This is a genomic window from Acinetobacter gerneri DSM 14967 = CIP 107464 = MTCC 9824, from assembly GCF_000368565.1.
Lineage (GTDB): Bacteria > Pseudomonadota > Gammaproteobacteria > Pseudomonadales > Moraxellaceae > Acinetobacter > Acinetobacter gerneri.
Genome location: NZ_KB849544.1, coordinates 299,681 through 323,449, shown reverse-complemented (window position 1 = coordinate 323,449; position 23,769 = coordinate 299,681). Strand labels below are relative to the sequence as shown.

The 23,769-nt window shown below is 37.7% G+C and carries 24 protein-coding genes; 8 read left to right on the top strand and 16 right to left on the bottom strand.

The features are described 5' to 3' along the window. Positions 1 to 16 precede the first annotated feature (16 nt). The 8 genes from fdx to F960_RS12750 form a co-directional block, all read right to left on the bottom strand. Positions 17 to 355, bottom strand: a complete 339-nt coding sequence (gene fdx / locus F960_RS12785; RefSeq protein ID WP_004865776.1) for an ISC system 2Fe-2S type ferredoxin — start codon at positions 353 to 355, stop codon at positions 17 to 19. A gap of 16 nt (positions 356 to 371) precedes the next feature. Further along, positions 372 to 2,231, bottom strand: a complete 1,860-nt coding sequence (gene hscA, locus F960_RS12780; RefSeq protein ID WP_004865773.1) for a Fe-S protein assembly chaperone HscA — start codon at positions 2,229 to 2,231, stop codon at positions 372 to 374. Between the two features lie 35 nt (positions 2,232 to 2,266). After that, positions 2,267 to 2,782, bottom strand: coding sequence for a Fe-S protein assembly co-chaperone HscB (gene hscB, locus F960_RS12775; RefSeq protein ID WP_004865771.1), 516 nt, complete (start codon positions 2,780 to 2,782; stop codon positions 2,267 to 2,269). Positions 2,783 to 2,854: 72 nt separating this feature from the next. Next, the gene (gene iscA / locus F960_RS12770) at positions 2,855 to 3,175 is read right to left on the bottom strand and encodes an iron-sulfur cluster assembly protein IscA (protein WP_004865768.1); all 321 of its coding nucleotides are present in this window, start codon (positions 3,173 to 3,175) and stop codon (positions 2,855 to 2,857) included. Positions 3,176 to 3,206: 31 nt separating this feature from the next. After that, positions 3,207 to 3,593: a Fe-S cluster assembly scaffold IscU gene (gene iscU, locus F960_RS12765; protein ID WP_004865765.1), complete on the bottom strand. Its 387-nt coding sequence runs from the start codon at positions 3,591 to 3,593 to the stop codon at positions 3,207 to 3,209. A 142-nt stretch (positions 3,594 to 3,735) separates the two neighbouring features. Further along, positions 3,736 to 4,953, bottom strand: a complete 1,218-nt coding sequence (locus F960_RS12760) for an IscS subfamily cysteine desulfurase (RefSeq protein ID WP_004865763.1) — start codon at positions 4,951 to 4,953, stop codon at positions 3,736 to 3,738. 1 nt (position 4,954) lies between these two features. Next, positions 4,955 to 5,428 (bottom strand): Rrf2 family transcriptional regulator, encoded by a 474-nt coding sequence (locus F960_RS12755; RefSeq protein ID WP_004865761.1) that lies wholly within the window; start codon positions 5,426 to 5,428, stop codon positions 4,955 to 4,957. Between the two features lie 140 nt (positions 5,429 to 5,568). Beyond that, a complete protein-coding gene (locus tag F960_RS12750; RefSeq protein WP_004865759.1) occupies positions 5,569 to 6,219 on the bottom strand; it encodes a hypothetical protein in 651 nt (216 codons plus the stop codon). A gap of 199 nt (positions 6,220 to 6,418) precedes the next feature. Between F960_RS12750 and F960_RS12745 the strand changes: the two genes are divergently transcribed. The 3 genes from F960_RS12745 to F960_RS12735 all read left to right on the top strand — a co-directional run bounded on the left by F960_RS12745 (position 6,419) and on the right by F960_RS12735 (position 9,332). Next, entirely contained in the window at positions 6,419 to 6,898 is a 480-nt protein-coding gene (locus tag F960_RS12745; protein WP_004865754.1) for a phasin family protein, read from the top strand. Positions 6,899 to 7,052: 154 nt separating this feature from the next. Continuing rightward, positions 7,053 to 7,325: a non-specific DNA-binding protein Hbs gene (hbs, locus tag F960_RS12740; RefSeq protein WP_004865752.1), complete on the top strand. Its 273-nt coding sequence runs from the start codon at positions 7,053 to 7,055 to the stop codon at positions 7,323 to 7,325. A gap of 129 nt (positions 7,326 to 7,454) precedes the next feature. Continuing rightward, a complete protein-coding gene (locus tag F960_RS12735; RefSeq protein ID WP_004865751.1) occupies positions 7,455 to 9,332 on the top strand; it encodes a SurA N-terminal domain-containing protein in 1,878 nt (625 codons plus the stop codon). 133 nt (positions 9,333 to 9,465) lie between these two features. Here the strand turns inward: F960_RS12735 and F960_RS12730 are convergent, their stop codons facing one another. Continuing rightward, positions 9,466 to 10,401, bottom strand: a complete 936-nt coding sequence (locus F960_RS12730; protein ID WP_004865749.1) for an AraC family transcriptional regulator — start codon at positions 10,399 to 10,401, stop codon at positions 9,466 to 9,468. Between the two features lie 186 nt (positions 10,402 to 10,587). Here F960_RS12730 and F960_RS12725 point away from each other — a divergent pair, with 186 nt between their 5' ends. Next, positions 10,588 to 11,847, top strand: coding sequence for an alkane 1-monooxygenase (locus tag F960_RS12725; RefSeq protein ID WP_020846882.1), 1,260 nt, complete (start codon positions 10,588 to 10,590; stop codon positions 11,845 to 11,847). A 171-nt stretch (positions 11,848 to 12,018) separates the two neighbouring features. Next, on the top strand, positions 12,019 to 12,342 hold the full coding sequence (locus tag F960_RS12720; RefSeq protein WP_004865744.1) for a hypothetical protein: 324 nt from the start codon (positions 12,019 to 12,021) through the stop codon (positions 12,340 to 12,342). Between the two features lie 85 nt (positions 12,343 to 12,427). On the opposite strand, the gene F960_RS12715 is transcribed toward F960_RS12720, so the two are convergent. The 5 genes from F960_RS12715 to F960_RS12695 all read right to left on the bottom strand — a co-directional run bounded on the left by F960_RS12715 (position 12,428) and on the right by F960_RS12695 (position 17,614). Then, positions 12,428 to 12,913 (bottom strand): GNAT family N-acetyltransferase, encoded by a 486-nt coding sequence (locus F960_RS12715; protein WP_004865742.1) that lies wholly within the window; start codon positions 12,911 to 12,913, stop codon positions 12,428 to 12,430. Between the two features lie 91 nt (positions 12,914 to 13,004). Continuing rightward, positions 13,005 to 14,201 carry an acyl-CoA dehydrogenase family protein gene (locus tag F960_RS12710; RefSeq protein ID WP_004865741.1) on the bottom strand — a complete coding sequence of 399 codons (1,197 nt, stop codon included), beginning with the start codon at positions 14,199 to 14,201 and terminating at the stop codon, positions 13,005 to 13,007. Between the two features lie 42 nt (positions 14,202 to 14,243). Further along, positions 14,244 to 15,530: an acyl-CoA dehydrogenase family protein gene (locus F960_RS12705; protein ID WP_171066270.1), complete on the bottom strand. Its 1,287-nt coding sequence runs from the start codon at positions 15,528 to 15,530 to the stop codon at positions 14,244 to 14,246. A gap of 240 nt (positions 15,531 to 15,770) precedes the next feature. After that, positions 15,771 to 17,144, bottom strand: a complete 1,374-nt coding sequence (locus tag F960_RS12700; RefSeq protein WP_004865736.1) for an ABC1 kinase family protein — start codon at positions 17,142 to 17,144, stop codon at positions 15,771 to 15,773. A 164-nt stretch (positions 17,145 to 17,308) separates the two neighbouring features. Further along, positions 17,309 to 17,614 carry a hypothetical protein gene (locus F960_RS12695; RefSeq protein ID WP_004865734.1) on the bottom strand — a complete coding sequence of 102 codons (306 nt, stop codon included), beginning with the start codon at positions 17,612 to 17,614 and terminating at the stop codon, positions 17,309 to 17,311. Between the two features lie 553 nt (positions 17,615 to 18,167). Here F960_RS12695 and F960_RS12690 point away from each other — a divergent pair. From F960_RS12690 to aroC, 3 genes are all read left to right on the top strand, one after another. Continuing rightward, positions 18,168 to 19,520 carry a YCF48-related protein gene (locus tag F960_RS12690; protein ID WP_004865732.1) on the top strand — a complete coding sequence of 451 codons (1,353 nt, stop codon included), beginning with the start codon at positions 18,168 to 18,170 and terminating at the stop codon, positions 19,518 to 19,520. Positions 19,521 to 19,600: 80 nt separating this feature from the next. Next, complete coding sequence (gene prmB / locus F960_RS12685; protein WP_004865730.1) at positions 19,601 to 20,611, top strand: 50S ribosomal protein L3 N(5)-glutamine methyltransferase; 1,011 nt, start codon at positions 19,601 to 19,603, stop codon at positions 20,609 to 20,611. A 10-nt stretch (positions 20,612 to 20,621) separates the two neighbouring features. Beyond that, the gene (gene aroC / locus F960_RS12680) at positions 20,622 to 21,716 is read left to right on the top strand and encodes a chorismate synthase (RefSeq protein WP_004865729.1); all 1,095 of its coding nucleotides are present in this window, start codon (positions 20,622 to 20,624) and stop codon (positions 21,714 to 21,716) included. Positions 21,717 to 22,093: 377 nt separating this feature from the next. Here the strand turns inward: aroC and F960_RS12675 are convergent, their stop codons facing one another. Beyond that, positions 22,094 to 22,570, bottom strand: a complete 477-nt coding sequence (locus F960_RS12675) for a hypothetical protein (protein ID WP_004865727.1) — start codon at positions 22,568 to 22,570, stop codon at positions 22,094 to 22,096. A gap of 213 nt (positions 22,571 to 22,783) precedes the next feature. Then, on the bottom strand, positions 22,784 to 23,701 hold the full coding sequence (gene lpxO, locus F960_RS12670; protein WP_004865725.1) for a lipid A hydroxylase LpxO: 918 nt from the start codon (positions 23,699 to 23,701) through the stop codon (positions 22,784 to 22,786). Positions 23,702 to 23,769: the final 68 nt, after the last annotated feature.

The window sequence follows — 23,769 nt, the reverse complement described above, 5'->3', positions numbered from 1 at the left end:
AATTACTGAAAGATGATCAGTGATTTTCAGAAGCATGATTGATGGTGTATTTGGGAATTTCAATTTCCAAGTCATCATTTTCAATTTTGACTTGGCATGAGAGGCGTGAATCAGGTTCTAAGCCCCATGCACGGTCTAAGAGATCCGCTTCAACATCATCCATTTCACCAAGACTATCGAAGCCTTTGCGTACTACTACATGACAAGTGGTACATGCTTTTGACATATCACATGCATGTTCAATTTTGATGCCATTGTTCAATAAACTTTGACAAAGGTTGGCATTTTCTTCAACTTCAAACTCAGCACCATTTGGGCAAATTGTGGCATGAGGTAGAACTTTAATACGTGGCATAGTCTTTACCTATTAATTAATTTGAGTTTGACCAGTCATCAAGTTTGGTGCCTTTTAACGCTTGATCTATATGTTGATTCATACGTTTAGCTGCAAATGCATCACTGTATTTTTTCAAATGTTCTACAGCATTTTCGATTGCTGAAAGATCAGTGCCTTGCAGTTGGGTCTTGAGTTGTTCGGTCGCCAAATTTAATGCGTCGAGTTCATCTTGTTCGAGTAGTGTTGCATCTGCTTTAATTGCTTGTGCTAACGCTTCCAATTCACGTTCTGCTTCAACTTTAGTTTCTTGCAAATGACGTAAAGATTTATCTTCTTCAGCAAATTTGAAACCATCTAATAGTAGGCGTTCAGTGTCAGATTCAGATAAGCCGTAAGAAGGTTTGATATCAATCTGAGCATTTACACCAGAAGTTGTTTCTTTGGCAGATACAGTGAGTAAGCCATCAGCGTCGACTTGGAAAGTCACTTCGATACGTGCTTGACCAGCAGTCATTGGTGGAATGCCACGTAGGACAAAACGACCTAAGCTTCGGCAATGCTCAACAAGATCACGTTCACCTTGCACCACATGGATTAACATTGCTGTTTGACCATCTTGATAGGTGGTAAATTCTTGGCGACGTGCTACAGGAATCGCAGTATTGCGTGAAATCAGGCGCTCAACTAAGCCTCCCATGGTTTCTAAACCAAGTGAAAGCGGGGTAACGTCTAACAATAATGAACCATCTTGGCTATTGCCGATTAACTGATTAGCAGTAATAGAAGCGCCAATTGCAACCACTTCATCAGGGTTGATGGTACATAAAGGTTCTTGATTGAAGACTTCTTGAACGACTTTTTGCACAGCATAAGAGCGGGTTGAACCACCCACTAACACGACATTTTGAATGTCGTCTAATTCAAGCTTTGCGTCACGAAGTACACGTTTACAAACGCTAATGGTTTTATCCAGAGCAACTTTAATGATTTGTTCAAAGCTAGCGCGATCAAGTGTTAGCGTAGTGTCTAAAACTTTCATTTCAACAGAAGCAGCATCAGAGAGCGCTTCTTTGGCTTTACGTGCTGATACCACAAAATGTGCAAATTCAGCATCGTCCAATGTTTCAATGTTGAGTTGTTTTTTAGCCCATTTGACGATCAGACGGTCAAGATCATCACCACCTAAGGCTGTATGTCCGCCAGTGGCTAAGACTTCAAAGACGCCTTGTGAAAAGCGTAAAATTGAAACGTCAAAAGTACCACCACCCAAATCATAGATCACGTAGTTGCGATCTGTAGAAAGATTAGTTTCTTGATCTAAACCATAGGCAACTGCCGCAGCAGTAGGTTCATTGAGTAGACGTAAAACATTGAGACCAGCCAATTCAGCTGCATCACGTGTAGCCTGACGTTGTGCCTCATCAAAATAAGCCGGTACGGTAATTACTGCACCATTCACAGGATTATTTAAGCTTTTTTCAGCTCGATCTTTAAGTTGTTTTAAGATTTCAGCAGAGATTTCTACAGGTGTTTTACGACCTTGTGCTGTTTCAAAAGCAGGCATTTCATTGTCTGCACCCATTAAAGAGTAGGGATGTTGAAACTTAATATCGGCCTTAGAGCGCCCCATAAAACGCTTAACTGAAACAATTGTATTTTTAGGATCTTTGGTTATGAATGGTTTGGCATCATAACCATATTCTGCAGAATTTTCAGAATAATGAACAACTGAAGGTAATAATACATGCCCTTGTTCATCACCCAATACTTTGGCTTTCCCAGAAAGTACGGTTGCGACTAAAGAGTGGGTTGTACCTAAATCTATACCAATGGCAATGCGATGTTCATGTGGCGCACTTGATTGTCCAGGTTCTGCAATTTGCAAGAGTGCCATGTTAAATCCCTTGAATATTCATTTTATAAATCAAATTAAAAGTCATCATCTAAATCGAAATCTTCATCGTCAAGTAAACGATCTTCAGCTTTGTCGATATCATTCATGACTTTTTGGAAAAAGCGCAGTTTACGAACCGTATCACGTGCTTCAGCCCAATCTTCATCCGTATAATCAATTTTGAACTCACGAACGAGACCTTCAATCCACTGCGAAACTTCTTGTTTTACAGATTGAAGTTGTTCATGGTTAGCTGCTTCATCGAGTTGTTCACGAATTTCCAGTGCAGACTGCAAAAATTCGAAATCGCTAATCGATTGGTCTAGATGATGGTCTTGTTTTTTTAACGCCAACAAATATCCTGCACGACTATCGACATTGGATAAAGTTTTAAATGCTTGATTGATTTCACTTGATTTTATCAGTGCTTGATCTTTATCGCTGGCTTTGTCGGGATGATATTGTTGCTGCAATTTTAAAAAGTTTGACTTTAAATTTGCTAAATCAATATCGAGTGCTTCAGGGAGGTCGAATAACTCAAAATGATTCATTGGGAGTGAATTCCAGATTAGTAAATGCAATTAAAACAGTGCATTGCACTGTTTTAAGCAAAAGATGAGGTATTATACAGTGAATGATTCACCGCATCCACATTCACCTTTTTTGTTTGGGTTGTTAAACTCAAAACCTTCATTTAATCCATTTTTAACATAGTCCATAACCATGCCATCTAGGTAAACTAAGCTTTTTGGGTCAACAAAAATTTTAACACCAAACTGTTCAAATACTTGGTCATGGTTATCTTGACCATCAACAAACTCAAGTACATAAGCCAAACCTGAACAGCCTGAAGTTTTCACGCCAACGCGAATACCTTCACCCTTACCGCGATTTTTTAAATAATTGCTGATATGAGTTGCAGCATTTTCAGTTAAATTGATCATGAAAACTCCATTCAATCATCAACGATAAAAATTAAGCTTTAGTTTTTTTGCTGCGATAGTCTTCAACAGCAGCTTTAATTGCATCTTCTGCAAGTACAGAGCAGTGTACTTTTACAGGAGGTAAAGCAAGTTCAGTTGCGATATCAATGTTTTTAATCGCTTGTGCTTCGTCTAAAGTTTTACCTTTAAGCCACTCAGTAACCAATGAGCTTGAAGCGATTGCTGAACCACAGCCATAAGTTTTGAAGCGTGCTTCTTCAATGATGCCACTATCATTGACTTGAATTTGCAGACGCATAACGTCACCACAAGCTGGTGCACCGACCATACCTGTACCAACATTTTCAGAATTTTTATCTAAAACACCAACATTACGAGGGTTTTCGTAATGATCAATTACTTTTTCACTATAAGCCATGATGCTTCTCCAAACCTCGGGGTCAGCGTTGATAACATAAATCGAATCAGTTTTTATCAATTTTCAAATTTGATAAACATTGAACTCGATAATCTATATATGAGGGCATTTGAGAGATTTACAATCAAATGCCTTGAGATGATTAGTGTTCAGCCCATTCAACTGAATTAAGATCAATACCTTCTTTGTACATATCCCAAAGTGGTGAAAGTTCACGTAACTTTTCAACCGCTGATTTGGTGATAGCGATGACATGATCAATGTCTTCTTCAGTTGTGTATTTACCGAAACTAAAACGGATTGAGCTGTGAGCCAATTCGTCAGATAAACCTAATGCACGAAGTACATATGAAGGTTCTAATGTTGCAGAAGTACAAGCAGAACCAGAAGACACAGCAACGTCTTTGAGTGCCATCATCAAAGATTCACCTTCAACAAAGTTAAAGCTGACATTGAGATAGTTGGCAACATTGTAAACAGGGTGACCGTTAAGGAATACTTGTTCTAAATCTTGTAAGCCATTCCAAAGTTTATCGCGAAGTACGCGTAAACGAGTTTGTTCAGCTTCAAGGTTTTTACCAGCAAGTTCAAATGCTTCACCCATACCCACGATTTGGTGAGTTGCAAGTGTACCAGAACGCATACCACGTTCATGACCACCACCATGGATTTGAGCTTTTAAACGTACACGTGGGGTACGGCGTACATACAGTGCACCGATACCTTTAGGGCCATAAGCTTTATGACCAGAAAGGCTTAATAAATCGATTTTCATTGTTGAAAGATCGATTTCAACTTTACCCGCAGCTTGTGCAGCGTCAACGTGGAAAAAGATTTTGTGTGCGCGAGTGATTTCACCGATAGCAGCAACATCAGTTACTGTACCAATTTCATTGTTCACCATCATCAGTGAAACTAAAATTGTATCAGGGCGAATCGCTTTTTCAACCATTTCAGGTGTAATTAAACCTGTTTGTGGTTCTGGTTCAAGATAAGTAATCTCAAAACCTTCTTCTTCTAATTCTCGGCAAGTATCTAAAATTGCTTTATGTTCAATTTTACTTGTAATGATATGTTTGCCTTTAGAACCATAGAACTGAGCAACACCTTTAAGTGCAAGGTTGTCAGACTCTGTAGCTCCAGACGTCCACACGATTTCACGAGGATCAGCTTTGATTAAATTAGCAACTTGTTCACGTGCATATTCAACTTTTTCTTCAGCTTGCCATCCATAAGCATGTGAGCGAGAAGCAGCATTACCAAAGATACCGTCAAATGTTAAACACTCCATCATACGCTCAGCAACTTGAGGATCAACTGGAGTCGTTGCAGCATAATCAAGATAAATCGGACGTTTCATGTTAAATACCTGTAACCGATAAAAGGGCTGAATCAAGATTTGCTGGGTTTTGGCGAAGCGCAACGGTTTGCACGTTGTCACGAGCTACAAGATCAGCGAGAGTGATTTTTGCTAGATAATCGGCAATATGTAAGGAGAGTTCTTGCCATAAATCGTGTGTCAAGCACATTGCACCATTTTGGCAGTTCCCTTTATGGTCACAACGTGTTGCATCCACTGTTTCATTTACAGCTTCAATAATTTCTAAAACAGTTATTTCATCTGCATTACGAGCAAGGTGATAACCACCGTTGGCACCACGAACACTTGAAACCAAACCATGACGTTTTAACTTGGCAAATAATTGCTCAAGATAAGCGACGGAGATAGTTTGACGAGCTGCAATTTCTGCTAGCGTGATCGTTTGTTCAGCTGGCTGCAATGCTAAGTCAAGAAGTGCAGTCACTGCGTAGCGACCGCGAGTAGTTAGGCGCATGATTCGATACACATGTTTAAACTAGATATGGTGATTTTATGAATCCTGACTAAATTAGTCAAGTTTTTTCAATTAAAAGTTGACTAAAATAGTTGGTTTTTATTTTTTTAATTGTAAATTTATATTTTTAAATGAAAAAATCAAAATAATTGCCACAAATTATACACGATTAAAGCTGCAAAGAGAAATAAAACAATAAAAAGTATATTTTTCAAACGATTATACCTTTGTTCGTTGCGACGAGCACGATTTTGGAACTGTTTTACTTCAACTTTTAAGGTATTAATCTCAGATCTTTGGCGATCAATTTTCTCAAGTAAAGGTTTAATTCTTTTTTGCGAAGAAATCGTTTTACGATCACTTTCAGGACTGGTTAACCACTGTTTCCAGTCTGAGAGGAGCTTAGGTGCAGAAAGATTGAGTACTAAATCTCGAAATTCGTCTTTTAAAGCAATGTCACCTTCAATGCGCATTTTTTTAATGCTGCGACGATTGCCCATTAAAAAAATCTGAATCATATCCATAAGCGTACTGCTTACAGCGAGATCAACAGGCTTTTCTGGGGCTTTAAGATCAAAGAGTAGACCTTTATCGGTAAATTGAAGATAAAAGTCAAAATAAGGCACGTAGCTGTTCATCTTAATCGTGATTTGCTGATCTACAAACTTTTTTGCTTGAATACGAACAACATGATCATGCTTCAAAATGAAAGAATAAAAAGTTTCTAACACGATCATGATCATATTTAGCAACAAACTTGATTGTTTTTGTTGTTGTTGCGTCTCACTCATAAAAAAATTCCTACACGGTCAAATCGGGAGTCCTGTCCCACTCACAAAAAATTAAAACGCGATCCTGCGATATACAACTAAATTAATTAGCTTTGTAGAACAGTTTTTACAAAGGTTCAAGAGATAAGCTTGCTATTATAAGTATATTTTTGTACTTAATCATTTAGTTTGATTAAAAAAAGATCAGGAGTTGATATTTATGGATCAAGAAAACATCGAATTAGAGCAACAAGCCCAACAAAAGATCAAAGATCCAAATCGTATTAAAAATAAATCCTTGCGTAAATCACCCTTGGATTTTAAAAAATATACTAAACAAATTTGGCTTGCTGGTCTGGGCGCATTTTCTAGAGCTGAAGAAGAGGGCAATAAACTTTTTGACTCTTTGGTCAAAGTTGGTGAAGAACTCGAATCTAAAACCACAGATATTGCCGACAATACGGTCAATAAAGTGACAGAAAAAGCAAAAGAGTCTGTGGTCGAAAGTAAAGATCGTGTAGAAAAAATACTCGATCAAGGCGTAAATCAATCACTCAACCGCATTGGTTTAGTGACCGCAAAGGACATTCAACGTCTCGAAAATCTGGTTTTGCAGCTGCATCAAAAAGTAGATTTATTGATCGAAGAAAATCATGAGTTAAAAAATCGCTTAGGCGAAAAAGACCAAAAAACCAAATAATTTGGGATTTAATTGCTAATAAATACACTTTTTTGTGAAAAAGCGAATAACTAGTATTGCGTTCCCCCCCAAAGCATTGCTATAAAGTCTGCATGGCATTTTTTACTATAAGCCTTGGATCTCAAACAAACGATACTAAGAGGACGTAATCTTCATGAATAAATCAGAATTAATCGACGCCATTGCAGAGAAAGGGGGTTTGTCGAAAACTGATGCTGGTAAAGCGTTGGACGCGACTATTGCTTCGATCGGTGAAGCTTTGAAAAAGGGCGACACGGTAACTTTAGTTGGTTTTGGTACATTTAGCGTTAAAGAACGTGCTGCACGTATCGGCCGTAACCCTAAAACTGGTGCAGAATTACCAATTCCTGCAAGCAAAGTGCCAAGCTTTAAAGCTGGTAAAGGTTTGAAAGATTCGGTAGCTTAATCTTTTATGACTTCGAACGCGCCTTTTTGGCGCGTTTTTTTTAGCAATTGTGAAATATCATGGTTTTTTCCATTCAATCCAACACAATAATCAGTTAGAATCCTTTGCAAATAAAATATTGGAATACTTATGGAATCGTTTCGTAACCTCATTCGGGGCTGGTTCGGTAAACTTTTACTCGTATTATTCTTAGTACCTTTTGCTGTCATCGGTATTGAGGGTTACTTTAGTAACGGAAATAGTGCGGATGTCGCGACGACTGTTAACGGTCAAGCCATTTCTAAAAAAGAACTTGATAATGTCACGCAAAACTTAAAAAACCAGTTTCTGCAATTGCCAGCGATTAATGGCGATGAAACTTTGTTAAATCAAAATTTCATTAAAGAAAATGCGCTCAATAGTTTGGTCGGACGAACTTTGCTTTTACAGCAAGCAAAAAAATTAGGTATTTCATTAAGTGATGAACAAATCAAGCAAATGATTGCGCAGCAACCAGATTTCCAACAAGGTGGGAAATTTTCGGAAGCTTTGTATGAAAATTATTTGCGTAATAACGGTTTGAAAAGCCAAGGCTTGATTGACAATATTCGTCAAGACCATGCTTTAAAAATGCTGAGTACGACCATTATGGGCTATTCATTGGTCAGCAAGACAGATTTGGCTCGTCTAGCAAATCTTCAAACTGAGCAACGTAGCATTTATCTTGCAAATATTAATCTTGATGAATATAAGAAAAATATTAATGTAACTGGTCAAGATATTGTTGATTATTACAACAAACACAAAAATAGCTTTAAACAAGTTGCTTCTGCTGATGTTGATTATGTTGTACTCACACCTGCGCAAGTTCAGGGTAATACGGCTCCTGTAACGGATGCCGAGTTACAACAAGCTTATGCGAAATTTGTTGAAGAACAAAAGAAAGCTGCGAAAAAAGAAGTACATCACATCATGATTACTGTTACGGATACGCGTAAAGACAGTGATGCACATAAATTGGCAAATGATGTCTATGCTAAACTCAAAGCAGGTATGACATTTGCTGCAGCAGCTGCACAGTATTCTGATGATACTGAGTCTAAAGCTAACGGTGGCTTGATCAGTTATGTACCGGGTGCATATTCTCAAGATTTTGACGCTGCAGTTAGTGGCTTAAAAACAGGTGAGATTTCCCAACCAGTCAAAACTCAGTATGGTTATCACATTATTGAAACCAATGTTCAACAAGTGAATATTCCAAGTCTTGAGGCTAAAAAAGCTGAATTAACTGCTGAGATTTTGAAAAATCGTAATGCAAACTTGTATTCAGATACTGTGAATAACATCAATGAACAAGTTGTTGGTAACGATGCTTTAGATCCTGTGACACAAACAGTCAAATCTACACAGATCCAATCTGTTAAAGCGATGAATGTGTTTAGTCATGTTTCAGTATTAAGTGATCCAGCTGTTAAAGCTAAAATCTTTAGTGATGAAGTGAAACAAGGTGATCGTAATGCTTCTAGTAATATCCAGTTAGCAAATGGTGATACTGTTTGGGTTAAAGTTCGTCAATACTATCCAGCTGGTGTACAGCCGTTGAAAAATGTTGCTGCTCAAGTAAAAGCAAAAATTATCAACGAAAAAGCTTATGCTGCTGCTAAAGCTAAAATTGCAACTACACTCACTCAGTTTAAAACTGAACCAGCAGAGCAAGTGGTTGCGAAGAGTGGTCTTAAGTTCCAATTTGCAGGTGAATACAGCCGCATGCAACAGGCTTTGAGAGCACCGATTCAACGTGCTGCGTTTAGTGTTGCTGCGCCTAAAGCAGGTATGTGGTCAGTAACAACAACTGATATGCAAAATGAGTTGATTATCGTTGCTGTTTCAAATGTGAAAAAGAATGGTTTGGAAACACTAAGCTCTGGCATAGTTGAAAATGTTCGTCAACAAGCACAAGGTTTACGTGGTGAACAAGATTTGGATGATTATCTTCAATATCTAAAATCACATGCAAAAATCAAATAATCAGACCTATTAAAAAAAGCGCTTCGGCGCTTTTTTTATGGCACAAATAAAATAGCCTAAGCAAATTTAAAACTGTATTACAGCGCAAAAAACACTCGTCGTCGCAACCAATTTGAAATGTCAACAGACCCTACTAACTTTGTTTGTATTGGCTCGGACTGATCTCAAATTGCTTTTTAAAAGCTTGGCTAAAGGCTGTTTCAGAGGAATAGCCTACTTGATGGGCAATTTGCTGTATCGAGAAATGTCCTTGTCGTAGCAGCTGTGTGGCTAAACGTAGACGGTGTTGTTGCAAATAAGCCAGCGGTGATTCACCAACGATTTGACTAAATAAACTGGCAAATTTAGAGCGTGACATACAGCATGTTTCAGCAAGGCTTTCCACAGTCCAAGCTTTTTCAGGTTGACTGTGAATAATCGCAAGTGCATTGGCAAGCTCAGGATGGATGAGGGCATTGAGCCAGTTATTTTCATGTTCCATATTTTCAATATAATCACGGACACACTCGATAAACATAATACTGATAATGTGATCCATGATTTTATTTCGTCCTGCAAAAGAGGCTCTTTGCGTTTCAGACGCCACGAAATATAAACCGATTTTCAGCCATTCTGGTGCATCGTCACTAAAGGCATTCTTGATATGCAGATACGGCGGTAAGGCATTGATCAAAGGTTTTGCCATGATCGCATCAAGTTGGCAGCGAATGGTCAGGATCAGAGTCTTATCGTTATTGCCATGTCCAAACTCAATCGCTTCTTGTTTTAGACCATCAAATAAAGGCTCGATATTGAGTGCTTCGATGACTTTGTGATCCGCACGATTTGACCCCTTATGCGCAAGTCCTGCAGGAATAAGTACGATATCACCTGCACATAGATCGACCTTAATTTTGTTTTGTGATTCAGCATTTTCAAATTCGATATGCATATTGCCATATAAAACAATATGTCCGATAAACGTGGTATTTTCAGAGCTATAAAATGCCCAATCCCCCTGAGCCTGTAAATAGATATATTCAGAGTGATTTAAATGAATATCGTCAAAAATTTTACTTAGGGCATCCATAGATTGTTTTATATCCCTTTTTTCCCAGTATGCACGAAAAAAATATTAAATCATGTTTGAAAAGGACAAACACTAGCTAAAACATGCCAAAGACGATTGAATAGCTTTTTTGGACGCTTAAAACTGTCACATTGGACTTATTTACTGAAATATAGAGATATATTAGTGAAAGGGAAAGGTGTCGATATGAATGCACCAGTTCAAATGAATCCGCAAGCAGAGTTAGATCAGGCTCTATTAGTAGAAAATACACAGCCTACAGCCAAATCAGGGCTTGCGCTCGATAAGAAACGTTATATGTGGATGATTAGTCCATCATTGCCTGTGATTGGTATAGGGATTTTATTGGGTTATCAGTTTTCACCTAAACCGATAAAGAAGATTTTTGCTTTGGGTGGTCCTATTGTTTTACATATTATTATTCCAACAATTGACACGATCGTTGGAAAAGATAAAAACAATCCAACAGCTGAAGATATAAAATTACTTGAAAAAGATCCTTATTATTCACGTTTAGTCAAAAGTTTTATTCCATTGCAATATATTGCCAATGTTTATGCTTGTTATTTGGTGAGCCGTAAAAATACGTCTTTATTGGATAAAATATTGCTAGGTATTTCGATGGGAGCAATCAATGGAATTGCCATCAATACAGCGCATGAATTGAGTCACAAAACGGATCGAATCGATCATATTTTATCGCATTTGGCTTTGGTTCCATCAGGATATAATCATTTTAGAATAGAACATCCTTATGGACATCATAAGCGTGCAGCAACACCTGAAGATCCTGCTTCTTCACAAATGGGTGAGACTTTCTATGAGTTTTTACCACGTACTGTGATTGGTTCATTTAAATCTGCGATTGAAATTGAAACACGTCGTTTAAAGCGTAAAGGCTTAGGTTTTTGGAATAAAGAAAATGAGTTGCTACAAGGCTTTGGGATGAGTGCAGCATTTCATTCGAGTATGCTTGGAATATTTGGTTTAGCGACTTTACCTTATTTGATTGCACAATCTGCCTATAGCATCAGCTTGTTTGAAATTATTAACTATATTGAACATTATGGCTTGTTACGTCAAAAAGATGAAAATGGTAAGTATGAACGTACCATGCCTGAACATAGTTGGAATAACAACAATATCGTAACCAATCTGTTTTTGTATCAGTTGCAAAGGCACTCTGACCATCATGCTTATCCAACACGTCCGTTTCAGGCATTACGACATTTTGATGAGGCGCCAGAGTTACCGAGTGGTTATGCGAGTATGTTGTTGCCTGCTTTGATTCCGCCAATCTGGTTTAAAATGATGGATAAGCGAGTATTTGAGCATTATCAAGGTGATTTGAATAAAGCAAATATCTATCCAAAACGTCGAGCTAAAATTTTCAAAAAATTTGCGGTGATTGATAAGCTTTTAAATCGAGATAAGGTTGAAAGTTAGAGCAGTTTTTAAATATTTTTATCTGTACTTTTAAAAAAAAATTCCACTGACTTCGGTGGAATTTTTTTTTAATATTATTGCTGATGAGCTTTTTTCTGATAATATCGTTTGAGGATAAAATCCTTAGATTCTAAAAATTTAAAAAAATATTTATATTTTGGTGTATAAAAAATGTCTTTAGCAAAATTTGCCTATTTGCTGGCTTGGTTGAGTTTTATTTTAATTGTACTGGCTATTTTATATAGCTTTTATGTTCTCAGCTTGCCATGTAAATACGATAATATCTGTGAATTACCACCCGTACATTTATTGGTGTTGTTATGTTTGGCGGTCACGACCGTGATTAATATCATCGGTATGATCCTCAGTGGTATCGCTTATACGGATAATAAAATCGTCAACCCTATAGCAAAAAAAGCACTAAAATCTAATTTTATGATGTTAGTGATTAACACTTGTTTCGCAGCCTTATTTTTATTTTTTATGCTTCTTTAAGCTCAAAAGGGTTTTGTAGCCTAGTCTTGATAAAATGGTCTAGGACTAGGCTTGAAGTAGATAAATAAATTTTAGATTCTATGATTTAAAGCTGTTTTAACATCCAAATTTCACAGGCATGACTATGTCCGGTATGACCCTTTGGTTTATCCAGATGAACAAAGCCCAATTTTTCATAAAGTTTGACTGCTTGCCAAAGCTCTTTGGTCGTTTCCAAATAACATGATTTATAGCCATTTTCTTGAGCGAAAATAAAAGCATTTTCAAGTATTTTTTTGGCAAAACCTAGGCCACGCAGTTCAGGTAAAAAATACATTTTTTGTATTTCTAAAATACTGTTATCACCTTGAAGTGGCGACAAGCCACCGCCACCAAAAACTTGGTCATTTTCATCAACGACCACCCAATAGGCTGCATGAGCCGCGTCATAAACTTGGAATAAATTATCCAAAATCGGATCGGCAACAGCAAAGCCTGACTCTGGTGCTAGCCCAAACTCTTTGGAAACATGACGGATGATTTGAGCAATGGCAGCGTTATCTTTGGCTTGGATCGGACGTAAGTGAAACATAATAAAATTGTAGGCGTACAAATGTAAAAGAGATGAAATTTTTATAGCAAAAAAATCATCTCTTGTATGCTTTATCTTGAATTAAAATGGATTATTTTAATTCGGATGAGCTTTTACCCAATTCACGGCGGGCAATGATCAATTGTTGAATTTGCTGAGTTCCTTCAAAAATATCTAAGATTTTCGAATCTCGCGCCCATTTTTCGAGTAACTCTTCTTCGTTATAACCGACGCTTGCTGCAAGCTCTACGCATTTCAAGGTAATTTCATTACCAATACGACCTGCTTTTGCTTTGGCAATAGAAGCTTCACGTGAATTTGGCTTTTTATTATCTGCCATCCATGCCGCTTTTAGCATGAGTAAGCGAGAAGCTTCCCATTCAGCTTCCATTCGATAGATTTGTGCGGCGATATTGGATGTTTGTAAATACGGTGTAGCATAATCATCCAATTGGTCTTTGAAAATTTCTTTAATACGTTCCAAAGATGCTTTGGCACAGCCTACAGCCATCGCTGCAACCAATGGTCGAGTATTGTCAAATGTTTCCATCACGCCAGCAAAGCCTTTTGCTACGTCGATTTCAGCATTGCCTAAAAGGTTGGCAGCAGGCACTCGACAATCAATAAAACTGATAGCAGCGGTGTCTGATGCTTTGATCCCAAGCTTATGCTCAAGACGTTCGACAGTCATGCCAGGCGTACCTTTAGGTACAACGAAGGATTTGATCGCAGCACGCCCCAATTTTTTGTCTAAGGTTGCCCAAACCACAACAGAATCTGCACGCTCACCCGAAGTAACAAAGATTTTTTCGCCATTTAAAATATAGTCATCACCATCTTTAATCGCAGTTGTACGAATGGCCGCAGAGTCTGAACCACAACCCGGCTCTGTAATCGCCATCGCTGCCCAAGTACCTTTAAAGCGTTCTAACTGTTCATCATTTGCAACAGCTGCAATCGCCGAGTTACCCAAGCCTTGACGTGGCATGCTAAGGAGTAAACCTGTATCGCCATAGCACATTTCGATGATACCAAGTGCAGTCGACATATTAACGCCGTTTTTATTGCCTGCATCTGTAGCGCCACGTTTACCGACTGCCGCACCTGCATTCAGACCTTCACCACCATCATTCATCCCATCCAAAAGTGCACTGAGCATATTGAGTTCTTTAGGGTAGGCGTGTTCAGCTTTATCATATTTGCGTGAAATAGGACGCAATACATTGAGGGCAGTTTCGTGCGCTTGATCCAACAGCATTTTGAATTTTTTAGGGTTCTGTAAATTCATGAAAATTCTCCTAATTTTTTAAGTTATTTTTAGTCTATTGGATTAGGCATGTAAGCCAGAATGCAACACAGCAGTTGCACGTAAATCACGGTACCAGCGTTCAACAGGATGTTCTTTGGTAAAACCGTGTCCCCCTAAAATTTGTACGCCATCTGTACCAATTTTCATTGATTTTTCAGCGCATAATAAGCGTGCCAAATAAGCTTCACGATGGAAAGATTTGCCTGATTCTGCCAAGCTTGCAGCATTTAAAATCAACATACGCATCGCATCAATTTCGATAGCCATGTCTGCAATCATAAAGGCAACACTTTGGCGGTGAGAAATAGGTTCACCGAATGCAGTACGTTCATTGGCATATTTGATGCAATACTCTTTCACTGCTTCACATGTACCTACTGCAATTGCACACCACATCAAATTGCCTAAATCTAAAAATGCGTTATAACTAAAATCATCATCACCTAAAATCTCAGCAGGGCTTTGATTAAATTTTAGAGTCACAGTTTCAGTTGCTTTAAGTCCCATGGCAGGTGTTTTTAGCACAGTGATGCTTTCATCACGTTTTACGACAAAGACTTGTGCTTGACCATTTAAATCAGCATTGACGATAAATAGATCTGCGCTTTCACCCAACAAAACCATGGTTTTTTCGCCTGTAATAGCGTACTGACCATTGACTTCAACTGCTCGTGTTTTGAGTTTTAATGGATTGAATGCTGGGGTTGCTTCTTGGATGGCAAAAGTTGCACGCACCTCAGGATCTTCTGCAAAAGGTGGTAGGTAAGTCGCTTGAACTCGCTCAGATCCCCATTGTACCAGCGCGTTAATCGCACTAAATGTAGAAAGTAATCCTGCTGTTAAGCTGAAATCGCCTTTGGCCAATGACTCTGCGATCAAGATATTGCTTACGATATTTTTTTCAGTTGCAACACCGCCAAGTGCTTCAGGCAATGCATAATAATTTAGTCCTAGGTCTGTACTATGTTGCCAAAGTTCTTCAGGAAATTTTTCTTGGTCATCTGCTTGATGAGCGAGAGGATAGAGGATCTCAGCGGCGAATTGACTCATCGCATCCACTGTCATCTGTTGTTCTTCAGTTAGGTTAAGATCAAATAATGACTTACTTTGATTAGGTAAACGCTGTTTATTGACATCAGGATTGGCTTTAAATGCTTTTTGAGTTTTGCTCAAGGTTTGAAAGCTAATTTTAGAACCTTGATAAAGTGATTTTTCAATAAATTTACGAAGCTTGAATTGATCAAGCAGGTCGCTTCCTGCAATTTTAGTAATCAATGATAGCCCTAAACCCTGAGCTTTATTTACCATATTTGACATTTTCTATCCTGAGAGTTTTTTGTGGTTTTAATCATCCTGACACGCTGACATCAAAAAAACTATGTCAAAGTTGACAACCTTTTTGACAGAAGATAAACGGTAGGTGAGAGTGTTATTTTTAGTTTATTTTATTGATTTTATTTTAAAAATATTTTTATAAATTTTAATATAAGAAATGAAAATTGACTAAAATGACAAAGAGTTTAAGTTTGCCATTTTAGCCTATAAGTTTTATTGATATTGAGTGATCATTTTACGAACATTGGTTTTGGCTTCGATCACTGTCATAAAAGTATAAGCACCGATAAATTTACGGCTAATAAACATAAATTCTTTCGGTGGAACACTAAAATAACGTGAAGCCATAGATTTTGAAGCACGTTGCATGACTCGGCTATGCAGTTGGCTTTTTTTCCAATCATAGCGATTTTCATCATCCATTACGCCTTCAGGCAAATCAGGATTGTTTTGTTTAGAGCTAAATGCTTCAGTTGCAAGTAAAAATACTTTTGCCATATCTGGTTTAATTGACAACGGCATCGCATCAAAAAATTCATAACCCGTCATGGCTTTGACCATTTTTTCTGAGTCATGCTCATAACCAGCAATAATTAAATTGCGCGCAACATTTAAAAGGTTGTTATCAAATTGACGGATTGCCCCAAAATCAAGTAAGACAATCTTATCATTATGCTCTGCACCGTCGCCCAAACGAACCAAATAGTTACCAAAGTTTGGATCTGTTTGCATCTCGCCCCATTCAAAAATTTCACGGACTGCGACTTCGAGAGAAGCTTTACCTAAGAGATTACGACGTTCTTGTGGAAGTGACAGCATCACAGGGCTATTGATCGGAACACCGCGTTCAAAGGTCATGCAAAGTACTTGATCAGTACAGTAATTATCAATAATTTGCGGAACGATATAACGTGGATCACCACGTAAACGTTCAGCAAAGCGACGCGTCGTTGCCGCTTCTAAACGATAATCGACTTCACGATGCATCATTTCACGAACTTCATCAAACCATTGATCAAATTCACGAGTTTGTGGAACCATGCGAGTCAATTTGAGCATATTTTTAAATAAGCTCATATCTGAATCAATCGCATCGGCTACGCCCGGATATTGGATTTTGAGGACCAATTCCAAGCCATCTGATTTACGAGTTGCACGGTGAACTTGTGCCAGTGAAGCTGTACCAATTGGCTCATGATCAATGGTGAGATCATCGAGTTTAGAGCCCAATTGACTTATCAATTGTTCTTTTATCGCAGGCCAAGCCAGAGCAACCGTTTGATTGTTTAACGTATTGAGTGCTTGTGTGATTTCTTCAGGTAAAAAATGTTCGCCGTAAAGCGCCATCATTTGACCAATTTTGACGATAGAGCCTTTTAATTTTCCAATCTCAGAAACAAGATAATCTGCTTGTTCTTTCATGGCTTTTTTACGTTTCTTTTCTTTTTCTTCTTCACTTGAAAAAATAGAAGTTGCATTTGAAGCTGCCCAGCGCGTTCCAGCCAATAAAGATGCCTTTGCAATCGATAAACGTCGATCAATAGAAGAAGTTTTTAAATTTTTAAGCTTATCGTTTTGATCTGACATGAAGATTAAATCCTTATAAGCAAGACGAGCAGACAATAATAGTAGCGAATATTACATGTTCTCTACGTATTAAAATAGTTCTTCAAGCTGAATGGTCGGTAGAAATAAGTAAAAGAGGAGAAAAACCATCATTTACTTAAGCTTTTGATTGAATATCACACAATTTACATACGATATTGTATCTTCATTTGCTCACGTTGAATCAAAGCGCTTTTATTTGCTTCGATAAATTCACTCATCATTAATTTGACTGTTTGGTCTAAAAAACCCAAAGCATAACCTTTTACAATAATGATACTCGGCAAGCTAAAAAAGAAGTATTTAGCATCATCTAAATTTGCTTTGGGATAGATACCATGTTCGGAAAGTATCTTTTGAAAAAACTGCTTTTCTTGTTGCACACTGCTCGAAGCACTATCGTTCCAATAGTTTTGACGCATTGCCATTAGATTGTTGTGTTTATAACTCATTCGTGTTCACAGATCATTTGGACCCTAATATTTATAGGGATTAAAGGAGGAGATTTCAAGTAAAACAAGGTAAATACTGGGAAGTTAATATTTTAAAATTTAATAATTAATTTACAGCGCTGTAGAGAATAATTGCTTAAAAAATGGAAAATAACTATAAGTCTTAAAGATTTTATTTAAATTTATGTACATAAAGATCAGACTTTTTTCATAAATTAATAATGATCAAATATTTGGATGAAAAGAATCATATAGTCACATTTACCTTGAGGCATTTAATTTACTTTGCGTAGACAAACTTTTCTTACTTTGTTTTAGGACAAATGAGAAACATGTTTCGCAAGAGGGTGAGGATTCTCTTGTAAATTTACCCTCATCCTAAGCTTCTCCCAAAGGATAAGGGATTTCTTATATTAACTTTCCAAATCATAAATTATTGTATATTTTGATTGATGAAAGAGATCTAACGATTTTGTTTTAATTTATACATATAAATATTTCTATTTTTCATCATCTTTCATACAAATATAAATGCTAAACGAGCAATAGAGTTATGCAAAATTTAAAGTTTAAAACAAATAAAATGATACCTTTACTATTTCTAATGCTGCTTTTTTCTTCGGAAAATTATGCAGAAGAAATCAAGTTGGTCAAAAGGGTCGTTGATGAAGAAGGGCGTCCTATAGTCACCGATCCGCTTGCTTATCCTCGTTGTGATGAATATGAATATACAGAGCGTTGTATTGATTTGCGTTCTATCCCTGATATAGATGAAAGCGAGCCTGAAAATAAACAGATCGTCAGTTCGAAGTTTAAAAAATGGCAGATTGGTCCGTATAAAATGCATATGTATAGCATTATAGATAGTATGAATTCTTATAGTAATGTTACTGTAAATAGTGCTGGTAAAATATTTGCAGCAGGTGGACCACAACTGCAGTTTCTTCGGGGTGAAGATCAAGCGGATCAGACGTGGGAAAGGCGCTTTTATTCACGTTTTAGCGATTCATTCCGTGATATTAAACAAATTGATCAGACATTATTTGCTGTAGGTACTTCAGGGGTGATTTATCGGTCACGTAATTTTGGTGAAAACTGGGAAGTATTTACACAAATTTTCATAGATCCTTTTAGCTACCAAGATCTTAAACAGCCTGAAATCGAAGAAAAATGGCATCAGTTTCATGAAAAAATGGATGATTTAAAATTTAAATATACAGAAGCGTATTCGATTGCATTTGATCCTTTTAGTTCAACTCAGCAAAAAAATGGTGTTGTCGTGGGCTATGAAAAAATCTTGCATACTTCTGATACAGGACAGACTTGGAAAAAGCTTGATTTTTCATTGAAAGATGATGTATTGCAGGAAGCAACTTTTAGTGAAAAGGATCATGTTTGGGCGGTAGGTACGCGTGGTACTGTGATTAAGTCAGTTGATGCAGGTCAAACTTGGACTAAGCAAACAGTTTTAAATCCTCATGCACATTGGCTTAGCATTGATTTTATTAACCCTAAAAAAGGTTGTTTGTCTGGGAGTGGTGAAATTTGGTGTACTGAAAATGCGGGTGTTGATTGGCAAAAATCCAAGCTAAATCTGCCAAAAACACTTGAAATGGGTGATCGTATCATGCGTCTACGTTGGATGGATACGAAGGAAGCATGGGCGGTTGTGACTACAGGACAAATTTTAAAAACAGTCGATGGTGGCAAAAATTGGTCCTTATTTGCAAATATGAATCAACTTGATCCACGCTTTAAACAAGTACAGCTTTGGGGGTTATTCATTGATCGTTCACATAAAAAAATCTATGCATCAGGTGGACTATTGGTCAATGATGATGCTAAAAAATCTGATAAAAAGGATGTTTTTTCAGATAGCGGAATAATCTTAACTTGGCAAAAATAAAGCCGATTTTTTGTCTTATAAATGTCAGCAAAACAAGGTATCATAAGGCGTTTTAAATTTTTATTGTGGAGATGCCCTAAGTGGAGCGACCGTCTATTAGCCCTGAACATTTACAAGAAGCGGCTGAAACGCTAACAACCATTCGTGATTTTATTCGTTTTGGTGTAACGGCAATGCGTCAATATGATGCTCACTTAGGTCAAGGAACAGAAGATTATTTTGCTGAAAGTTCAGCATTGGTTTTACAAAGCATGTCTTTGGAATGGAAGGCTGATCCAGAAATATTAGACGCAAAATTATTGCCGAGTGAAAAGGCAGAATTTTTGAGTTTGTTGGAACGTCGTATCAATGAGCGTGTACCGACTTCTTATTTATTAAATCTTGCATATTTTAACAATAAACCATTTTATGTTGATGAGCGTGTATTGATTCCACGTTCACCGATTGCTGAGTTAATCGATCAACGATTTGCGCCGTATTGCTTGGATGAATCAGGCGAAATGCGTGAAGCATTAAACAATTTACCTGAAAATCCTAAAGCAAAAACACCTCAGCGTATCTTGGATATGTGCACAGGTTCAGGTTGTATCGCGATTGCCTTGGCTTATGCTTTCCCTGATTCAGAAGTAGATGCAACAGATATTTCTAAAGAAGCACTTGAAGTCGCTTCAATTAATACTGAACATCACAATATGCAGTATCAAGTTGCATTGCTTGAGTCAGATTTATTTTCAAAAATTCCTGCTGAAAATCAATATGATTTGATTGTTTCAAATCCACCATATGTAGATGCCGAAGATATGGCTGATCTACCTGATGAATTTTTACATGAACCTGAGTTGGCACTCGCTGCTGGTCAAGATGGTTTGGATTTGGTTCGTAAAATGCTCGCTCAAGCGGCTGACTATCTCACAGAAGATGGTTTGATCGTGATTGAAGTCGGTAACTCTGAATGGGCGATGCGTCAAAACTTCAATACGATTGATTTTTATTGGTTACAGTTCCAAAAAGGTGGTTCAGGTATTTTTGCATTGACCGCTGCGCAATGTCGCGCATACCGTGATTTATTTATTCAATCCCTACAAGCATAAGGAGTTGTAAGTGGCTGGAAATAGTATTGGACAACTCTTTCGTGTAACCACCTGTGGCGAATCACATGGTGTAGGACTGATGGCGATTGTTGATGGTGTTCCACCGGGTTTGAGTTTATCTGCTGAAGATTTACAAATTGATTTGGATCGCCGTAAACCGGGTACTTCAAAGTTTGCTACTCAACGCAAAGAACCTGATGAAGTTGAAATTATTTCAGGTGTTTTTGAGGGTAAAACAACAGGTACACCAATCGGTTTGTTAATCCGTAATACTGACCAAAAATCGAAAGATTATGGCAATATTGCTGAAACATTCCGTCCGGGACATGCGGATTATACCTATACGCAAAAATATGGTTTCCGTGATTATCGTGGTGGCGGTCGCTCAAGTGCACGTGAAACTGCGATGCGTGTTGCTGCAGGTGCGATTGCAAAAAAATTCCTTGCTGAAAAGTTTGGCATCGTGATCCGTGGGCATGTGACTCAGATTGGAACTGAAAAAGCCTCAAAATTGAATTGGAATGAAGTTCCAAACAATCCATTTTTCTGTGGTGATGTTGAAGCTGTTTCTCGTTTTGAAGCTTTGGTTACGTCATTGCGTGAACAAGGAACCAGTTGTGGTGCAAAACTTGAGATCTTGGCTGAAAATGTTCCAGTAGGATGGGGTGAGCCTGTATTTGATCGCCTTGATGCTGATATCGCCCATGCCATGATGGGAATCAATGCAGTCAAAGGTGTCGAAATTGGTGATGGCTTTGCAGTTGCTGAACAATTTGGGCACGAAACGCGTGATGAATTGAGCACTGACGGTTTTCTAGCCAATCATGCGGGTGGTATCTTAGGTGGTATTTCATCAGGTCAAACCATTCGTGTGGCGATTGCCTTAAAACCAACAGCGAGTATCACAACACCGGGTAAAACCATCAATATCCGCCGTGAAGATTCTGATGTGTTAACTAAAGGTCGCCATGATCCATGCGTGGGTGTTCGTGCAACACCGATTGCTGAGGCGATGTTGGCGATTGTGCTTATGGACCACTTTATGCGTCATCGTGCACAAAATGCGGATGTTGTTGCTCCATTTGCTCCGATTGAACCCAAATAAAATACATATCCTATTTAAATAAAAAAACCAGACGCGAAGTCTGGTTTTTTTATGGAAATATAGGGTCTGTTGACATTTCAAATTGGTTGCGACGTGAGTGTTTTTTAGATGATATGAGGCGTAGATTGAGAAATTTAGTGATCTAAATGATCAAGCTACAACGATATAGCATCAAAAAACACTCTCGTCCTTTCGCTTCGCCTTGCGCTGTAAACAAAGCAGTGCTTTGTTCTTGCTCAGGGTTGTGGCTAAAATTATCTCAGGCATCGTTACGAAATTTGAAAATGGTCTCGCCATTCTCTGCATTTCGTGCCTTGCCTGCTCAATTTTAGCTGACAACGCAATTCAGTTGTGAAATGTCAACAGACCCTAAAATATTATTTTTCAGCTGTTTCTGTATAACCTTTTAGGAAGGTTAAATATGCAGAAGATTTCTGTCCGTCCGCACCCAAGATTGGACGAACGATATCACCTTGATCTGTAACAAGTTTCAATTCAACTTCTTTCGCATTGCGGAACGAGTTTAAAAAACTACGTGGTACATAGATTGAGTTAGCAGAGTTGATTGAACCATTTACTTCTTTATATACAGTTGGGTTGATTGTTGAATAAGTATAAGGTTGGCCATCGACAATAAAGACTAATTGTTTGATATCGTATTTTGTAGCATTGTCGATATCTGCTGTGAGCTTGAAGCCATCACGTGTTTCTTGATTCCAACGAGCTGAAAGATTTGGACAAACATCACTTGCATCACAAATAAGAGGTCCTTTTGCGACAACTTTTTCAGGATAAGAACCTGCACAACCTGTAAGTAAAATAAGAGAACCGAGCAGAGCGTATTGAATTTTCATGTTTTAACCTAAAAACGTGGCTTTGTTATTTACAAGAATTAAAGCGTTAAATTTACCGTTTTATACAAAAAAATGAAATATCAGATACAAAATTAAAACTCTTAGAATTGTTAATCCAGATAAATAATCACTGTTATTTGAATTTTGGATAAAAAAAAGACCTTCAATGAAGATCTATTTTTTTATTGCTGATACAATTGAACAAAGCAAAGATTAAAGCAAATGCTTAATAATCGCAGGTAATGCAATAATTAAAATGATTAAACTGAAAAGCAACCATTTATAAATATAGTATTTGGTACGATTTTCCTCTTTGATTGCACGACCTTTCGCGTGAATCGCGTACAAATATTTAAATACGCGGTTGATGCCACCCGTTTGGTCATTTTCATCATTTGGTGAGCTTGCAGCAGACATTACTTTACGACCAAACCAATGATTGAAGTTTTGTGCCCATTGCCATTTCATCGGACGTTCGATATCACAAAACAGGATGATACGAGTTTCATCGGCTTTATTTTGTGCCCAATGCACATAAGTTTCATCAAACAATGTTGCTTCGCCATCACGCCAGCTATAACGCTCATCATCTACTTCAATAAAACATGCATCACTATTTGGTGTAGTTAAACCTAAATGATAACGAATAGAGCCAGCATAAGGATCACGGTGTTTGCCGAGATAACTACCAGAGGGTAATTCAGCAAACATAGCTGCTTTTATACTTGGGATTTTTTCAAGTAAAGCAACTGTTTTAGGGCATAGCTCTTGTGCAGATGGGTGTGTATCTTGATACCATTTTAGATAAAAGCGTTTCCAGCCACGTTTGAAAAAAGTATTAAAACCCGCATCATTATTGCTTTCGGCAGCTTTAATTTTGTTTTGTAGACTGATTGCTTCTTCACGAATCATTTCCCAGTTGTCTTGCAAAGGCTTGAGTTCAGGAAAATCAGATACGTCAAAAAAAGGCTTATTTGGGAGTTTTGAAAAGCCAGTCATAAACATATTCACAGGACCTAAAAAAGTCGAGTGATCAAATAGTTGGCGCGAAAATTTCAAATGCACTTTACCACGGGTATGTGCATAAATCAGGCTCGCAACAAAAATGAATAGAATTATAGCGATATACATAATGTGCAATCATTTTGGTATAAGTAGTAACAACGTAGATTTTACCGCAATAATTGCAAAAAAACGCA

Coding starts and splice junctions, on each gene's coding strand:
- fdx (WP_004865776.1), bottom strand. CDS start 355: ATGCCACGTATTAAAGTTCTACCTCATGCCACAATTTGCCCAAATGGT.
- hscA (WP_004865773.1), bottom strand. CDS start 2,231: ATGGCACTCTTGCAAATTGCAGAACCTGGACAATCAAGTGCGCCACAT.
- hscB (WP_004865771.1), bottom strand. CDS start 2,782: ATGAATCATTTTGAGTTATTCGACCTCCCTGAAGCACTCGATATTGAT.
- iscA (WP_004865768.1), bottom strand. CDS start 3,175: ATGATCAATTTAACTGAAAATGCTGCAACTCATATCAGCAATTATTTA.
- iscU (WP_004865765.1), bottom strand. CDS start 3,593: ATGGCTTATAGTGAAAAAGTAATTGATCATTACGAAAACCCTCGTAAT.
- F960_RS12760 (WP_004865763.1), bottom strand. CDS start 4,953: ATGAAACGTCCGATTTATCTTGATTATGCTGCAACGACTCCAGTTGAT.
- F960_RS12755 (WP_004865761.1), bottom strand. CDS start 5,428: ATGCGCCTAACTACTCGCGGTCGCTACGCAGTGACTGCACTTCTTGAC.
- F960_RS12750 (WP_004865759.1), bottom strand. CDS start 6,219: ATGAGTGAGACGCAACAACAACAAAAACAATCAAGTTTGTTGCTAAAT.
- F960_RS12745 (WP_004865754.1), top strand. CDS start 6,419: ATGGATCAAGAAAACATCGAATTAGAGCAACAAGCCCAACAAAAGATC.
- hbs (WP_004865752.1), top strand. CDS start 7,053: ATGAATAAATCAGAATTAATCGACGCCATTGCAGAGAAAGGGGGTTTG.
- F960_RS12735 (WP_004865751.1), top strand. CDS start 7,455: ATGGAATCGTTTCGTAACCTCATTCGGGGCTGGTTCGGTAAACTTTTA.
- F960_RS12730 (WP_004865749.1), bottom strand. CDS start 10,401: ATGGATGCCCTAAGTAAAATTTTTGACGATATTCATTTAAATCACTCT.
- F960_RS12725 (WP_020846882.1), top strand. CDS start 10,588: ATGAATGCACCAGTTCAAATGAATCCGCAAGCAGAGTTAGATCAGGCT.
- F960_RS12720 (WP_004865744.1), top strand. CDS start 12,019: ATGTCTTTAGCAAAATTTGCCTATTTGCTGGCTTGGTTGAGTTTTATT.
- F960_RS12715 (WP_004865742.1), bottom strand. CDS start 12,913: ATGTTTCACTTACGTCCGATCCAAGCCAAAGATAACGCTGCCATTGCT.
- F960_RS12710 (WP_004865741.1), bottom strand. CDS start 14,201: ATGAATTTACAGAACCCTAAAAAATTCAAAATGCTGTTGGATCAAGCG.
- F960_RS12705 (WP_171066270.1), bottom strand. CDS start 15,530: ATGGTAAATAAAGCTCAGGGTTTAGGGCTATCATTGATTACTAAAATT.
- F960_RS12700 (WP_004865736.1), bottom strand. CDS start 17,144: ATGTCAGATCAAAACGATAAGCTTAAAAATTTAAAAACTTCTTCTATT.
- F960_RS12695 (WP_004865734.1), bottom strand. CDS start 17,614: ATGAGTTATAAACACAACAATCTAATGGCAATGCGTCAAAACTATTGG.
- F960_RS12690 (WP_004865732.1), top strand. CDS start 18,168: ATGCAAAATTTAAAGTTTAAAACAAATAAAATGATACCTTTACTATTT.
- F960_RS12675 (WP_004865727.1), bottom strand. CDS start 22,570: ATGAAAATTCAATACGCTCTGCTCGGTTCTCTTATTTTACTTACAGGT.
- lpxO (WP_004865725.1), bottom strand. CDS start 23,701: ATGTATATCGCTATAATTCTATTCATTTTTGTTGCGAGCCTGATTTAT.